This window comes from Leifsonia sp. A12D58 (assembly GCF_047530025.1).
Classification (GTDB): domain Bacteria; phylum Actinomycetota; class Actinomycetes; order Actinomycetales; family Microbacteriaceae; genus Cryobacterium.
In genome coordinates, this window is the sequence record NZ_JBLJAT010000001.1 from 537765 (window position 1) to 552028 (window position 14264).

The 14264-nt window shown below is 62.4% G+C and carries 14 protein-coding genes; 10 read left to right on the plus strand and 4 right to left on the minus strand.

Annotated elements, in window-relative coordinates:
- Nucleotides 1-5: 5 nt before the first annotated feature.
- Nucleotides 6-1052 carry an LLM class flavin-dependent oxidoreductase gene (locus ACMT3I_RS02600; protein WP_414802875.1) on the minus strand — a complete coding sequence of 349 codons (1047 nt, stop codon included), beginning with the start codon at nt 1050-1052 and terminating at the stop codon, nt 6-8.
- A gap of 99 nt (nt 1053-1151) precedes the next feature.
- Nucleotides 1152-1757 (minus strand): class I SAM-dependent methyltransferase, encoded by a 606-nt coding sequence (locus ACMT3I_RS02605; RefSeq protein WP_414802876.1) that lies wholly within the window; start codon nt 1755-1757, stop codon nt 1152-1154.
- Nucleotides 1758-1949: 192 nt separating this feature from the next.
- On the opposite strand from ACMT3I_RS02605, the gene ACMT3I_RS02610 reads away from it, so the two are divergent.
- Nucleotides 1950-2903: an amidohydrolase family protein gene (locus tag ACMT3I_RS02610; RefSeq protein ID WP_414802877.1), complete on the plus strand. Its 954-nt coding sequence runs from the start codon at nt 1950-1952 to the stop codon at nt 2901-2903.
- Nucleotides 2904-2975: 72 nt separating this feature from the next.
- Here ACMT3I_RS02610 and ACMT3I_RS02615 read toward each other — a convergent pair whose 3' ends face one another.
- Nucleotides 2976-3413: a MarR family winged helix-turn-helix transcriptional regulator gene (locus tag ACMT3I_RS02615; protein WP_414802878.1), complete on the minus strand. Its 438-nt coding sequence runs from the start codon at nt 3411-3413 to the stop codon at nt 2976-2978.
- 92 nt (nt 3414-3505) lie between these two features.
- Between ACMT3I_RS02615 and ACMT3I_RS02620 the strand changes: the two genes are divergently transcribed.
- From ACMT3I_RS02620 to ACMT3I_RS02640, 5 genes are all read left to right on the plus strand, one after another.
- Nucleotides 3506-4954 carry an MFS transporter gene (locus ACMT3I_RS02620; RefSeq protein ID WP_414802879.1) on the plus strand — a complete coding sequence of 483 codons (1449 nt, stop codon included), beginning with the start codon at nt 3506-3508 and terminating at the stop codon, nt 4952-4954.
- A 199-nt stretch (nt 4955-5153) separates the two neighbouring features.
- The gene (locus ACMT3I_RS02625) at nt 5154-5648 is read left to right on the plus strand and encodes a hypothetical protein (RefSeq protein ID WP_414802880.1); all 495 of its coding nucleotides are present in this window, start codon (nt 5154-5156) and stop codon (nt 5646-5648) included.
- Nucleotides 5648-6679 carry a DUF6545 domain-containing protein gene (locus ACMT3I_RS02630; RefSeq protein ID WP_414802881.1) on the plus strand — a complete coding sequence of 344 codons (1032 nt, stop codon included), beginning with the start codon at nt 5648-5650 and terminating at the stop codon, nt 6677-6679. The genes ACMT3I_RS02625 and ACMT3I_RS02630 overlap by 1 nt, the downstream gene beginning before the upstream one ends.
- Nucleotides 6660-7130 (plus strand): hypothetical protein, encoded by a 471-nt coding sequence (locus ACMT3I_RS02635; protein ID WP_414802882.1) that lies wholly within the window; start codon nt 6660-6662, stop codon nt 7128-7130. Before ACMT3I_RS02630 ends, ACMT3I_RS02635 begins: the two co-directional genes overlap by 20 nt.
- A gap of 115 nt (nt 7131-7245) precedes the next feature.
- Nucleotides 7246-8010 carry an oxygenase MpaB family protein gene (locus ACMT3I_RS02640; protein WP_414802883.1) on the plus strand — a complete coding sequence of 255 codons (765 nt, stop codon included), beginning with the start codon at nt 7246-7248 and terminating at the stop codon, nt 8008-8010.
- A 255-nt stretch (nt 8011-8265) separates the two neighbouring features.
- Here ACMT3I_RS02640 and ACMT3I_RS02645 read toward each other — a convergent pair whose 3' ends face one another.
- The gene (locus tag ACMT3I_RS02645) at nt 8266-10377 is read right to left on the minus strand and encodes an FAD-dependent oxidoreductase (RefSeq protein ID WP_414802884.1); all 2112 of its coding nucleotides are present in this window, start codon (nt 10375-10377) and stop codon (nt 8266-8268) included.
- A 149-nt stretch (nt 10378-10526) separates the two neighbouring features.
- On the opposite strand from ACMT3I_RS02645, the gene ACMT3I_RS02650 reads away from it, so the two are divergent.
- The 4 genes from ACMT3I_RS02650 to ACMT3I_RS02665 all read left to right on the plus strand — a co-directional run bounded on the left by ACMT3I_RS02650 (nt 10527) and on the right by ACMT3I_RS02665 (nt 14261).
- Entirely contained in the window at nt 10527-11060 is a 534-nt protein-coding gene (locus ACMT3I_RS02650) for an RNA polymerase sigma factor (protein ID WP_414802885.1), read from the plus strand.
- Between the two features lie 124 nt (nt 11061-11184).
- Entirely contained in the window at nt 11185-12543 is a 1359-nt protein-coding gene (locus tag ACMT3I_RS02655; protein ID WP_414802886.1) for a hypothetical protein, read from the plus strand.
- Nucleotides 12544-12583: 40 nt separating this feature from the next.
- Nucleotides 12584-13555: an exopolyphosphatase gene (locus tag ACMT3I_RS02660; RefSeq protein ID WP_414802887.1), complete on the plus strand. Its 972-nt coding sequence runs from the start codon at nt 12584-12586 to the stop codon at nt 13553-13555.
- 25 nt (nt 13556-13580) lie between these two features.
- Nucleotides 13581-14261, plus strand: coding sequence for a hypothetical protein (locus ACMT3I_RS02665; protein ID WP_414802888.1), 681 nt, complete (start codon nt 13581-13583; stop codon nt 14259-14261).
- The last annotated feature ends 3 nt before the right edge of the window (nt 14262-14264 follow it).

Consider the following 14264-nt stretch of genomic DNA (forward strand, 5'->3'; position numbering starts at 1 on the left):
TGTTTTCAGACTGCAGCAGCCGGTGCCCATCCCAGCGCTGGCCCCAATCTGGTGGCGATGTCGGTGAGGATCTGCACGTAGTCCTCATGCTCGAAGCTGAAGGGCAGCGCGAACGCCACTTCATCAACCTCCTGAAACCCGGCATGTGCGTAGAGCTGTTCGGCGATCTGGTCGCTGGTGCCGATGAGATCCGGGGCGAACAGCATCCGTTTCGGTCCCTGAGGCGAGCTGGTGCGGGGAGTGCGTTCATCGACGTACCGCTGGTACTTTTCCCGCTGTTTCGCCGAGGCTGAATCTGTGGGGATCACCACGAGACCTTGTGAGACCCTGGCGGGTCCGCGCGCGTGAGCGTTCGTCGCGTCGGCTTCACGGTAGGCACGAATCTGCGATTGCTGGATGTCGGCAAACGACGGCTCTTGATCCACTTCGGGAAAGATCACGCTGCTGGAGAGCAGATTGAATCCGTTTGCTCCGGCCCAGATGGCCGATTTCTTGCTTGCCGCTCCATACCAGAGGCGTTCGCGCAGCCCGGACGAGTGCGGCTCGACGCGGTTGGAAAATTCCTCCACGACACCCTGCTTGCCGGAAAATTCCCGGACCGGTTCCCCTGCAATCAAACGGGCGAGCCGGGCTACGCGTTCGTAGCCGAAGTCTTCGAGCTCTGCGGAATCGGGGTACAGCTCGTGCTGCACGGTGTCGTAGTGCATTGGTTCGCCCACGCTCACTCCCGGATTGATTCGTCCGCCGGCGAGCAGATCCACGGTGGCCAGATCTTCGGCCAGCCGGAGCGGGTTCTCCCAGCCCATCGGGGTTACCGCGGTTCCGAGCTCGATCCGGGATGTGCGCTGGCTGGCTGCGGCCATGACCGCAATGGGGGAGGAGATCCCGAACTGCAGGTGGCGGTGGCGCAGCCAGGCGCTATCGAAGCCAAGTCGTTCGCCCAGTTCGATGACCTGCAACGTTGATTCGTGGCCCGCAGCTGGGTCCGCCGGATCGAACATGCCGATGGTGAGGAAGCCGAGCTTGCGTAGTGGACGTGAGGAGTCGGGCATGGCTTCCTTCATGGGTCTGACTGCGGCTGATCTCATGATGTGCGAGCAACCAGGAGTTCCTGAGAATGCTAGCGCCATCGTGGGCGGGGCTTCTTGCGGCTACTGCGACTTCCGTGCGGCGGTAATGAATCCGTGCGTCCGCACTCCGGGATCGGTGCGTCTATCCGTCCCGGTGATGGTGAGTCCGCACGCCTCGACGCGCGCGGACAAGAGCTCCAGCGGCCAGTAGTACGCCGTCGTCACGGCGTGGTCGAACTGGATGAGTTCAGGCCCCTCGAAGAAGCCGAGCGCCAGGCTGCCGCCCGAGCGCAGGCAACGCGCGAACTCGGTCAGGGCAGAGTCGATGAGCTCTGGATCAGTATGAATGAGGGAGTACCACGAGAGGATGCCGCCGAGACTTTGGTCATCGATGTCGAGGTGCTCGGCTTGTCCGATCCGGAAGCGGATGTCTGGATATCGACACTGCGCGGCGGCGACGAACTCCGGGGTGGGATCGATGCCCTCGATCTCGAGGTCGTGCTCCGACAGAAAGTGCGTCCATTGCCCCGGACCGCAGCCAACATCAATGATCGGTCCGGTGAGTCCGCGCGCCCAGGTGAGAACAGCGTTCCGATCCGTTTCGACGGCGGCATCGATCCTGCCGAACAGCTCGATGTACTCCGCCGATCGCGCACCGTACGCGTCACTCACCCTCGAAACGGTCATGGTGGCCATCATAGGATCTGGCTGCTCGCAGAATTCGTCGGCCTGATTCCCCTCAGCCCTGGTCCGGCAGGGGATAACTGCCGAACCGGCTCTATTCTTTGCCTTGGGACAAGCGCAGGCTTGGTGACACCCCGCGGGTGGAAGACGATACGGGTCCAGCGTTCAGGTGTCAACACATGAGGAGATAGCGATATGTGGCCGGGTGGACTGATTGATTTGCATCATCATGTGATTCCGCCAGCGCTGCTGGAGGAATTGTCTGGTTCGGTGGGTACTGGTGGCACGAGCGGGTTGCGACTGCCGTCGTGGAGCAAGGACGGGATGCTGTCGTTCATGGACGACAACATGATCGGAACAGTGATTGCATCGGTCGCGTTCAACATTTCTTCCGGCGATGCCGCACCGACAGTGAAGATGGCGCGACAGTGCAACGACTTCCTCGCGGAACTTGTCCGCGACCGCCCCGACCGCTGTGGTGGGTTTGGAGTGCTTCCCCTTCCCTTCGTTGATGAGAGCATCGCGGAAATCGATCGCATCTTCGATGACCTCGGCCTTGACGGGGTGATGCTATCGACCAACTATGCGGGTGCCTACCTCGGTGATCCGGTCTTTGATGCGGTCTTTGACGCGCTGGAACGGCGTGGAGCTTTGGCATTTGTGCATCCCACTGAGTCACCTGACGCAGTGGCGCACTCCCTGGGCATTCCTGACTTCGTTTTTGATTATGTCGCGGACACCACGCGTGCTATTGCCCGGCTCCACTATTCCAACACCTTTGCCCGCACACCCTCGGTGCGCTACGTCTTCTCGCATGCGGGAGGAACGGTCCCGTTCATCGCACAACGTTTTGACCTGCTTGATTCCACCAATGCCGTTCCTGGCAGCGAAATCCGTGGGCCCGCGCGCGATCAATTTCGTCGCCTCTACTTCGACACCGCGCTCGCCTATCAGAAGCCTGTGCTCTCTCTGGCAGCCGACGTTGTCGGTTCAACGCAACTTGTGTTTGGCAGCGACCGTCCGTACGCCTTGGACAGGTCGGAGGAAGCAGCCACCGCTATCAACTCGGCGGACTATCTTTCCATCGAGGCCCGCGCCGCTATCGGATGGCAAAACGCGCAGCGCCTGCTGCCGCGCCTCGCGAGTTGACAGGCGATTTCTTCTGTTTACGCTTCGAGTCGTTTCTTCTACAGAAACAGGATCTGGTTACCATGGTCGGGCCTACGGGGTCCGTGCGTCCCGAAACTCCTCGATCGAGACATTGAACTTGTGCATCAAGTCAGCGAAGGCGTTGACCTCATCGGTAGGCCAGTCGGCCAGAATCTTGTCGAGGGCGTGAACCGAGCGTCCGCGTGCCTCCGCGAGCCGCGCTCTCCCCAGGTCACTCAGTACAAATTTTCGCGCAGCGCTGCCGGCCGGATCGAGGATCCGTTCAAGTAGCCCTTCACGCACGGCCACGGTGGTTTGGCGCTGCAGAGTCGAGACATCGAGAAGAAAAGCGGTGCTCAGCTCGCCGATCGACATGGGCCCCTGCCCGTCAATGCGGCTCATCAGGAGGTAGACGCTACGGTCAAGACCGTCCTCAGCGCGATGCTGGGCGACTGTGTAACGGCTGAGCAGTGTCTGCTCGTATTCGATGTCGGCGATGCGGCGTTCCATTAAATCGATACCTCCTCGGCCCTTACGATCCTACTTCATACGTGTATCATGAACGTTTTGTGCATTCTGCACATTCATTCTGAAGGGCCCTCTTGTCCAAGAAAACCTCTGCCGGTGTCCCCGGCTCAGGAGTAGCCGTTGGCATTCTCGCCAGCGCCGGCATCGCCTCGTCTATCACCCAGACCATGGTCACGCCGCTCATCCCTCAGCTGCCCACCATCTTCAATACCCCGGCAACAAACACCGCGTGGATCATCACGGCCACGCTTCTTGCTGCGGCAGTGGCGGTACCTATTTCGGGTCGATTGGGCGACCTGTTCGGCAAGCGCCGCATGATCCTGATCCTGGCCATTCCGCTGATGCTCGGCGCCATTGTGTGTGCCATCGCTCCCACGGTTGAAGTCATGATCGTTGGCCGTGCAATGCAGGGCCTGGGTTCTGGAATGGTGCCGATCGGTATCGCCATGCTGCGTGATCTCGTGCCGAAGGAGCGACTCTCCGCGGCGATTGCCACGGTCAGCGCCACGCTGGGTGTTGGTGGTGCGATCGGCATGCCGATCTCAGCGGCAGTGGTTGAGTTCGCAAACTGGCGGGCGTTGTTCTTTGGCAGCGCGGTCGTCACGCTGCTCGTTGTGGTGGCCATTTGGAAGTTCATTCCGGTGCTGCCCGCAGGTGCGGCCGGACAGCGCTTCGACTGGTTGGGTGCCATCGGGCTGACCATCGGTCTGGTCTCACTCATCCTCGCCGTTTCCAAGGGATCATCCTGGGGATGGGCTTCGCCACTGACCCTGGGTCTGTTGGTCATCACAGTGGTGTCCCTGCTGTTGTGGGGAATATGGGAAACGCGTACCAAGGATCCACTCGTTGACCTGCGCACCGCAGTAATCCCGCGTGTGCTGCTGACAAATATCGCATCGATCTTCGTGGGCTTCGGAATGTACGCGAGCATGCTGGTCATGCCGCAGATCCTGCAGCTCCCCGCGGAGACCGGTTACGGTCTGGGCCAGTCGATCCTCGCCGCCGGTCTGTGGATGGCCCCTGCGGGATTGATGATGTTGGTGCTCGCTCCCGTGGGTGGCCGACTCACTGACGCGCGCGGCCCCAAGTTCACACTGGTACTGGGCGTTGTGGTCATAGCGCTCGGCTATGGCGTCGGCCTGCTGGGCATGGGGAGCACGTGGGGTTTGATGGTCACGGGTTTCGTCGTCAATGGTGGCGTGGCCCTGGCGTACGGGGCCATGCCGGCCATCATCATGGGTGCGGTTCCGCTCAGTGAAACCGCTGCCGCCAACGGGTTCAATACGCTGATGCGCTCGCTGGGTACCACCACGGGCGCTGCAGTCATCGGCTTAGTGCTGGCACAGATGACAACCGACTTCGGCGGTTTTTCTGTCCCGTCGGAATCCGGATTCCGCCTTGCCCTGATTCTGGGTGCTGGCATCTCCGTCATCGCCGCCATCGTGGCCGCGTGCATCCCCGCAGTGGCAAAGCGGATGCCGGCCAAGGCCGATGCGCAACAAGAATTGGCTTCCACCACGTAGCCACGCCAGGGGCGGACGTCTCGCCTGAGACCCATTCAGAGTATGAGGGCGGTGACCGGAACATGTGCCGGTCACCGCCTTTTTTGGCTATCATAGGGACCTTGCAGAATCACATGCTGACGTCAGTCAGACATATTTCAGGTGCGCTGGATCCGGTTCTGGGGGACACAGCGAATCGACACGACAATCGGATCCATACGTGAACTACGCAGCACGGCAACAACGCGCTCAACAACTGGTTCAGGAGATCGGCCTTCCGCGCCCCCTGACCTCAGAGACTTTGCACCAGCATATGGAGCACGTTCGCCAGAAGAAGATCGTGATCATGCAGGCACCTCAGGGAATGGTCGACAGTGGAATCTGTGCGCTCTGGCTCGAGGTGGCCGGTGAAGGGTTTGAGCGGATCCACTACGCGCCCACAGACTCCGCTGTGCACCGCCAGCAATTCGTGAACCATGAATTTGGCCACATGATTCTCAACCACAAGAAGATGATGATGCCAGCCGACCGGGTCGCCCTTCTTGCGCCCCTCATCCCCATGAACGCCATCGTCTCTGCTCTCTCCAGAAGCAGTTTCACCGATGAGGAAGAAGCGCTGGCAGAGGCCATCGGGGATGAGCTGGCGATGATCCTGCGGAAGGACGCGTCACTCAGCCGGCGTGGACTCGAAACCGGATTCGGGCAGGTTCTCTGATGTTCGCACTGATCGAATATGCGGTGCTCGCGGCGCTCTGGGGCACGACCCTTCTGCTTGTGCCCAGCGCGCTCCGTGGCACACGACGTCTGCTTTTCGGGTTCATGCTGGCCTTCGCTATCACGATAACGCTGATCAGCGACGGCCCGTATGCATTCGTTGACGGCCTCCTGGGTGGAGTCGACCTCACGTACTTCATCTTCCATGCGACCGCGATCATCTGTGTGGCACTGTTCGACGGCCTCATCCAGACAGCTGTCTCCAAGGTCGGTTTGACCCCGGCCAGGAAGCGGGTCGCTTTCTGGGGATCGACCGGACTCATCCTCATTCAGGCCGCTCTGTTTTTCACCAGCGGCTGGGAAATCGACAACATCCAGTTCATCGGCCCCGGTGATTGGAGTCAGCTGGTCTATAGCTTCACGACCTGGGTCGCTCTCATCGTTCTCGCGATCTCGACAATCGTCGCGTGCACATCAGACTTCAAGCGCCAGCAGGACGCAACGATAAAGGCAGCGCTGGTGATCATCTCCGTAGGCTGGGTTGTCATCTCCCTCTACGTCGTCGTCCAGATGGGGGTGGCGATCGCCAGGGCAACCGGCGACACCTACGTGAGCGCGACGGTCGATTTCCTGTCGGTGACGTGCCCGCTTGTCGCATCCGTTCTCTTGGCTGGTGGTCTCGGTCTCCGCTTGCTGGTCGGAGTTGTCCGGAACCTGATCGATGCGGGCAGGAGCCGACGACTGCTGTGGGAGCTGAGTCCACTCTGGGAGCGGCTGCTCGCTGACCTGCCTGAGCTCAGTATGGAAGCACCAACGTCACGGCTGGACCTATGTTTCCGCGGGAACCACGCCCTCCATCTTCACCGCCGCTACGTCGAAGTTCGTGACAGCCTTCTTCTGCGCCCTGAGCAGCAGCTCTCAGATCGTGAAGCCAGACTCATTCGAAGGATCGAAGCTCATATTCGACACGCATCAGATACACGAAGCGGGACCACAAACGACTCGAGGACCAATGAGTACCAAGACGCCTAATGAAGCGGATGGGACAGTGACCCCGCAGACCACACCTCAACAGGAGCTTGCACGCAAGCTGAATCTGCTGCTCGACGTCGTGGTGGCCGAGGGAAACACGCCGTACACGTACCGCGAGATCGCCGCCGGTCTCAAGGCCAAGAGGGTCTCGCTCTCTAGGGCCAGATGGCAGTACATGGTCAGGGGCGAGGGGCCGCTGGTCAGCGACGTTCAACTTCTCACCGAGATCGCCAACTTCTTCGGGATTGCACCCGAGTACTTGCTCGGGTCAGACGATGACCTTCCGGAGCGCATTGACTCTCAGCTGGAGCTGGTCCGGATGATCCGAGTCAAACGAGTGATCAACTTCGCGGCCAGGACCCTCGGAGACACTTCACCGGACGCTCTTCGAGAGATCACGAAACTTCTCGAGGGCGGCTTGGCCGGCGGCCCCGACCAGACAGGCGAGTAGCGCCATCCACCGCACGCGCACCGAACAGCTCCACGCGGTCAGAGACGCCTCGCCAGACGATTGGGAGGCGACCTTCCGGGAGCTAGCCCTCATTCATTTCGACTCGGAGATGAGGGTGGGGTTCCTCCTCGCCTATTACCGCAGCTTCGGCGTCCCCCGCATCTCGGACGTCCTGGTTGGCTCGGGGGAAGTAACGGGGCGTCCGAAGAAGCGTGCCTCAGACACCGGCATCGTCATCTACGAGATCATCGCGAATGGGATTGAGAGTGAGCGCGGTGAGCAGATGGTTGAACTTCTCCGACGGGTACACCGGAGCGTTCCTGGAACCGGCGACGATTTTCTCTACATTCTGATCTCGTTGCTTGTTCTTCCTGTTCGTTGGACGATGGCACACGGTTGGCGTCCCCTTGAACAGGCTGAGGTGCGCGCTGCTCACCGGTTTTACCAGGAACTTGGGCAGCGGATGGGGCTGACGAATATTCCGCCCACCTATGAGGCCGCAGCTGAGTTCTTCGACCGCTACGAATCAGCTAACGTGCGCCCGGCACCAGCGAACCAGACATTGATGGCTGCAGCAGCGCAGCTCACCGCGGTGCGGCTGCCAGCGTTACTCAGGCCGCTCGTTCCCGCCATCCTCAGCGGCCTCGTCGACGACCGGCGGTTCTGTGATGCTGTCGGACTGCCGACACCCAACAGGGCCATTACGACACTGGTCGGGGCGGCCGTCCGTCTTCGGGCGATCAGGGCGTCCCAACGGCCACTGCCTGTCACAGCCCGGTTTGTGCCCGGTGCTGCCGGTTCATCATCGTCATACCCCCGTGGGTACGCACTCTCAGAGATCGGCCCAGAATCTGCGAACACAGAGTCGAATGGGGAGTAGACAGTGTGATTATTTTGTTCGCACAGGGGGTAGGCTTAGACATGTCCAAGGGGGGATAAGGACAGAAATGCGCCGGAAATCGGGGGACATGAACCGGGGGACATGGACTGGGGGGCCGGCGCGCTTCGTAAGCAACACGTTTGAGGCGGATCACCCGCCAATACAACGTCCCGCCGCGGGGGGACGCGGCGGGACGTAACGTGGCCGTTGGGATGGGGACAGCTCCGGGCTCGGACCAATCCTGGGAGATTATGCCTAAAGCTCGGTCGTGACCTCCCACGACGAGTGGATGGCGCCATGGATGTAGTTGACCTCCTTGGCGTCGCCGATCACATCCACGGTGAGACCGGCTTCGCGAAGTCCGTCGGCGAGGGGCGCCGCGGCCGTAGTGCCGTCTGCGTAGACCACCATGGCGGCGGGAGCGGAGAAGCTCTCCTCGCCCTCTGTCCACTCGACGCTCTTCGGCGTGATGCGCGTGATCGAGACGTTGCGGTGGATCTTGACACCGTGGGCCAGGGAATCCTTGACCGCGGTCCAGCGCCTGGGCATCGCCAGCGGCAGGCCGAGCTGCTGCTTCTCGTGCAGCAGGGTGACGTGGCGTCCGCGCTCTGCCAGGAACTCTGCGAGCTCCAGGCCCACCAGCGATCCGCCGATCACTACGACGTCCTTGCCCATCGGCAGCCAGAACTTGGTGAACTGGCGCACGAACTCGGGGCTCTTGGTGACGCCGGAGAGGCGTCCAGCCTTGCCCAGGGTGCTCAGCACCAGGCCGGCCTCGTCAGCGGTTGCGGTGCCGAGCATCATGGCACGCAACGTGTCGCCGGTCTGCACGTTCGGCAGGTCGCCGCCAGGGAAGTCCGGCTTGGGGCGTACGGCTCCCGTGGCCACGATGACGTGATCGGGGCGAAGGGCCTTGATCGATTCGACGGTCGCCGGGGTGTTGAGCTTGACGGCGATGCGCAGGCGCTTGATCTCGGACTTGAACCATCGCAACAGGCGCTCGTTGTCTGGAGTGGTCATGGTGGAGAACCACATCGTCCCGCCCAGGCGATCTGACTTGTCGATCACGGTGACGCGATGGCCGCGCTCGGTGAGCACTCTGGCGCTCTCCAGGCCGGCGGGTCCTGCGCCGATGACCACGACGTGCTTCGACGCAGAGGCGGGCTTGAGCGGCAGCAGCGCTTCGTTCCCCAGCGCGGGGTTTACAGCGCAGAAGGGAGTATCGTCGAAGAAGTTCTCGGCGACGCACAGGTAGCAGTTGATGCAGGGGCGCACCTGGTCGAACTTGCCGTCGCGAAGCTTGTTGGGCAGGTCGGGGTCGGCGAGCAATTGGCGACCCATTGCGGCGAAGTCGACCTGACCGGCAGCGATGGCCTTCTCTGAGACCTCTGGAAGCATGCGACCAACGGCGATAACGGGGATGCTGACGTGCTTCTTGATCTCGGCGGCGTTTGAAATGTATGCGCCCACCTTGCTGGGCAGTGGGCCGTCAGTGAAGTTGTCGAAGGGGTTGCGTCCCCAGCCGGTGACGTGGATGGCGTCGGCGCCCGCTTTCTCGAACAGCGCGGAGGCTTCGATCGCTTCTTCGAGAGTGAGACCGCCCTCTTGTCCATACTCTTCGCCGGAAACCCGCACGAGCACGGCGAGACGGTCGCCCACCCGCTCCTTCACAGCGCTGATGACCTCGCAGGCCAGGCGTGCCCGGTTGGCCAGGGTGCCGCCATACCCGTCGGTGCGCTTGTTGTCCCGCTGGTTGAGGAACACGCCGAGAATGTAGCCGTGGGCGACGTGGATCTCGATCGCGTCAGCGTCGGCTTTGGCGACGCGCTCTGCGGCATCCGCCCAGGTGGTGACCAGCCAGGAGATGTCCTCGTCCGTCATCTCGTGGTAGGAGGTCTGCTTGCCTGCGGTGGCCGCGCCCATCTTGCGCAGTTCGTCGGGGGTGCTGTCGGCCAGGGCTGACATGTCGTAGCTGTAGTCCGGCTTGTTGGGTGCCAGAACGGCGCGGTCGTTGGCGGTGTCGACACGGGCGACCTTGCCGTGGTGCGTGGACTGCACGCAGAGCTTGCTGCCCGCCGCATGGATGGCGTCGGCCAATGCCTTCAGCCCGGGGATGAACTTGTCTTCTGACAGCCCCGGCTCCTTCATGGATGCTGCGCCGTAGGGGAACGCGATGGCGCACGCGCCCGTGATGATCAGGCCGGCTCCGCCTGCGGCGCGCGCCACGTAGTGGTCGATCTCGGTCTGTTCGATCTCGCCATGCTCTGAAACGTTCATGTCCATGGCGGGGAGGACGATGCGGTTGGCCGTCTGCATGGACCCGATACACCCCGGAGACATGAGGTGGGGGAATAATGTGCTACTCATGCCTCCATGGTAATTTTGTGCATCACCCTTGACCAATTGGACAAAGTGTGCTTTGCGCGATCATATGCAGTGGTGTCGGCACGGAAGATCTGATGCGCGAAGTTATGGCATCCGTGCAAGATTGGCGGCAGGTGTGACACATTCAAGTCGTGACGATTGACAGCACCGCAGCCGATGCGCCCACCTATACCCAGCCGAACACAGCGTGGTTCACTGCTGTGGTCACCGAACATTCAACCGCGCTTGTGCGCTACTTCGCGCGGCGTGGCCCGCGCCAAGATGCCGAGGACCTCGCCGCTGAGGTCTTCGCAACAGCTTGGCGACGCCGAGATGACGTGCCACTCGATGCCGTGCTGCCCTGGCTCTATCGGACAGCTGGCTTCACGCTCGCCAATCACCGCCGCAAACACATTGATCTGCCGGTTGACGAGGTGCCGGAGTCTGGCCGGATCCGCATCAGCGAGGACCCGGAGTTGAGCGCGCTGTTCGACGCCGAACTCCGCGGAGCCCTGGCCAGCGTCGGCGAACGCGATCGGCAGATCCTGCTCCTGCACGCATGGGAAGGGCTCGACGGTGAAGAACTCGCTGCAGTGCTCGCCATCTCGCGTTCCGGAGCGAATGCCGCACTCTCCCGTGCCCGCAAGAGGCTCAGGGATGCGTGGCAGGAACGCCTGACGTTCTAGACGTGTGTGTGCAAGGTTCAGGCCTCGCCGCACATATCCGTTAGTGAACCGCTTCGCGCTACAAGGCAATCCGCAACGCAACCCGCACTCACAACGCAATCCGCACTCACAGAGGGTGATCACCATGAACGACGACAATGAGCTCGACCCGATCGCACGACTGCGCGCCACTGACCCCGCCGCAGGGGTTGAGCCGCGCGCGGGATTCGCGGACGACGTGGTTGCGCGAACGCTCGGTGAGCCTGCCGTAGAGACCGAGACCGAGACCGAGCCGGGTAGCGCGGCAGAGACCGAGTCGGCGCCGGTAACCGACCTGAACTCCGAGCGTGTGCGCCGCCGTCCGCGATGGATCCAGATTGCGGCCGTCGCGGCATCCGTTGCACTCGTCGGTGGTGCCGGCTTCGGCCTTGGCGCGCTCACCGGGGGAGAGCCGACAAATGCAGCATCGGGTGCGGGGGCTCCGATCTCGCTGCCGGCAGGTGCGGGCACCACCGACCAGATGCCGGAAGGCGCTGCCGCCCAGAGTGGCTTCGCGGGGGCCAGCAGCGCCCAATCGAAGTCGTCGGCCGGATTATCAGATCGGATGTTCCCGTACTCCCTGGGCCGCAACAGCTTCAGCGCATCCGGGCTGTCAACGAGTGCAGGCAGTGCAGCGGCCTACACGTTTGACGCACGTGGATCGTCAAACGCCGCCACCGTCGCGGCGCTCGCGGCAGCACTCGGTGTCGAGGGGACTCCGGAACAGAGGGACGGCGCCTGGTTCGTCGGATCCCCAGACGGCTCAACATCATTCGTGTCTGTGAGCCTCGACGGAACGCTCAGCTTCTCCTTCACCGACCCGCTGATCAACCCGTGGGATTGCGGTTTGGATGCTGCGGCGACGGAGTCATGTGATCCCCCCACTGACCTGCCCAGCGAGAGTGCAGCAATCGACGCGCTGCGTGCGCTCATCGTCTCGGTGGGAAGGGATGCCGACGCGTACGAGTTCACGTCGGAGTCGTGGGAGGGTTCATTCACCCGAAGCGCTCAGGCATCGTTGCTTATCGACGGCCAGCGCGTCGATCAGAGTTGGAGTATCGAACTCACCAGCTCTGGCACCTACAGCGCGTACGGTTCGCTCGCCAACGTCGTACCGCTCGGCGACTACACAATCGTGAGCGAGCAGGACGCCTTTGAGCGGCTGTCCGACCCGCGATTCGGCGCCCAAATGACAGCGATGCCGATGGCTGTGCGAGAGCTCTCGGCCACAGCCGAGGAGTGGGTGGCGCCGACAGAACCGCCGGCCACCCCGACAGCGGAAACCCCGCTCTCCTGGTCGGTGAATCAGGTGCAGATCGTCAGTGCGAGGCTTGGCCTCGCGAGCCAGTGGCAGCCTGACGGCAGTGTGCTGGTTGTTCCAGCGTACGAGTTCACCGATGCCGAAGGTGCAACCTGGTCAGTCATCGCCGTGGCCGACTCGCAGCTCGATTTCTCGACCGAGTAGACCGAGTAGGCTGGCGGTTCGCACCTATCGAGGAGCCCCGATGACTCGTGTCGCCGCCATTGATTGCGGAACGAACTCGCTCCGCCTGCTCATTGCCGATGTGAGTGCCGATGTCGACGGCGGTAGCGGAAGCGTCACCCTTGTGGACGTTGTGCGCACGCTTGAAGTTGTGCGGCTGGGCGAGGGCGTCGACCGCACTGGGCGCTTCGCGGACGACGCGCTGCAACGCACCCTTACGGTCACGCGTCGCTACGCCGAGCTGTGCCGCGAGCACGGGGTGGAGCGCATCCGCTTCGTTGCTACGTCGGCGACCAGGGACGCGTCCAATCGCGACGACTTCACCGATGCTGTGCAGTCGATTCTCGGTGTACCGGCCGAGGTCATCGCCGGAACCGAAGAAGCGGCCCTGTCGTTCCGCGGAGCACTGACAGCGCTCGGCGAAACGGATTTCGACGGCCGTCACCTCGTCATCGACCTCGGCGGCGGCTCGACCGAGTTGGTACTCGGTGCCAGTATTCCCCAAGCGGCATATTCGATGGATGTCGGCTGCGTGCGCCTGACCGAGCGCTTCGTGCAGACCGATCCGCCGGCTGACGCAGAGCTGGCTGGTATCCGTCGCGACGTCAATGCCGCGCTGGACGTGGCATCCGAAACGGTCGATCTGTCGCTGGCCACCGACGTGATCGGGGTGGCGGGCACCGTCACAACCATCACCGCACACGCGCTCGGCCTCACGTCTTACGATCCATACGCCATCAACGGCAGCAGACTGCCGCTGTCTGTAGTGCTTGACGCCTGCGAATCGCTTACCCGCATGTCACGCGCCGAGCGTGCTGCGCTGGCGTTCATGCATCCAGGACGTGTCGATGTGATCGCCGCCGGCGCGGTCATCTGGGCGACGATCCTGCAGCGGGTAGCGGATGCCACAGCAGCGGCGGGCAGGCCCCTTGAGTTCGTCACGACCAGCGAGCACGACATCCTCGACGGTGTGGCCCTGTCGCTGGCCGAGTAGCTCACGCAGCCCCTAGGCTGTCGCCATGGGGAACAGGATTCGCATTGCCGTCGCTGGCCTGGGGGTAGTTGTACTCGCGCTGACCGGATGTTCGGCGCTCACGCAGCCAGATGCGCAATCGGCGCCAACCAGCTCGCCGAGTGCGCAGACGCCGACCGCAACCGAGAGTCCGGCTCCTGCCGCTGCGGCATCAATCGTGATCTCCGTGGAATCGATCCAGATCTTGGACGGCTCTGGCGCAGTCCTGAGTGACAACGACTATTTCGAGCCTGCCGCAGATGTCGCAGCAACGCTCGCCGAAGCCATTGGAAGCGAGCCGACGGTCAGTCGCTACCCCGCTGGCGGCGACAATCCTCCCGGAATCGAATATGCCTGGGATGGGTTCGCTCTGCGCGACGGCGAGTGGGCTGTGGAAGCCCCGTATTATTCGGAGTTCTTTGTTCTTCTCACCGGCGCGACTGTGGGGAATGTCACCCTGTCGACCAGTGACGGCGTTGCAATCGGAGACTCGATCTCGAGTGTCGGAGAAGCCCACCCCGATCACCTGGCGGACGGCTTCGTTTCGCTCGAGTGGACAGAGCTTCCGCAGTTTCCCGATGGCTATGGGATTGACGGTGTGCCGGCAATTTCTGTGCTGGTACTCGCGACAGAAGGCAACGATGTAGTCTCTCGCATCATCGCCCCGAGCCGCAGCTGGGGCGCCTAGCCC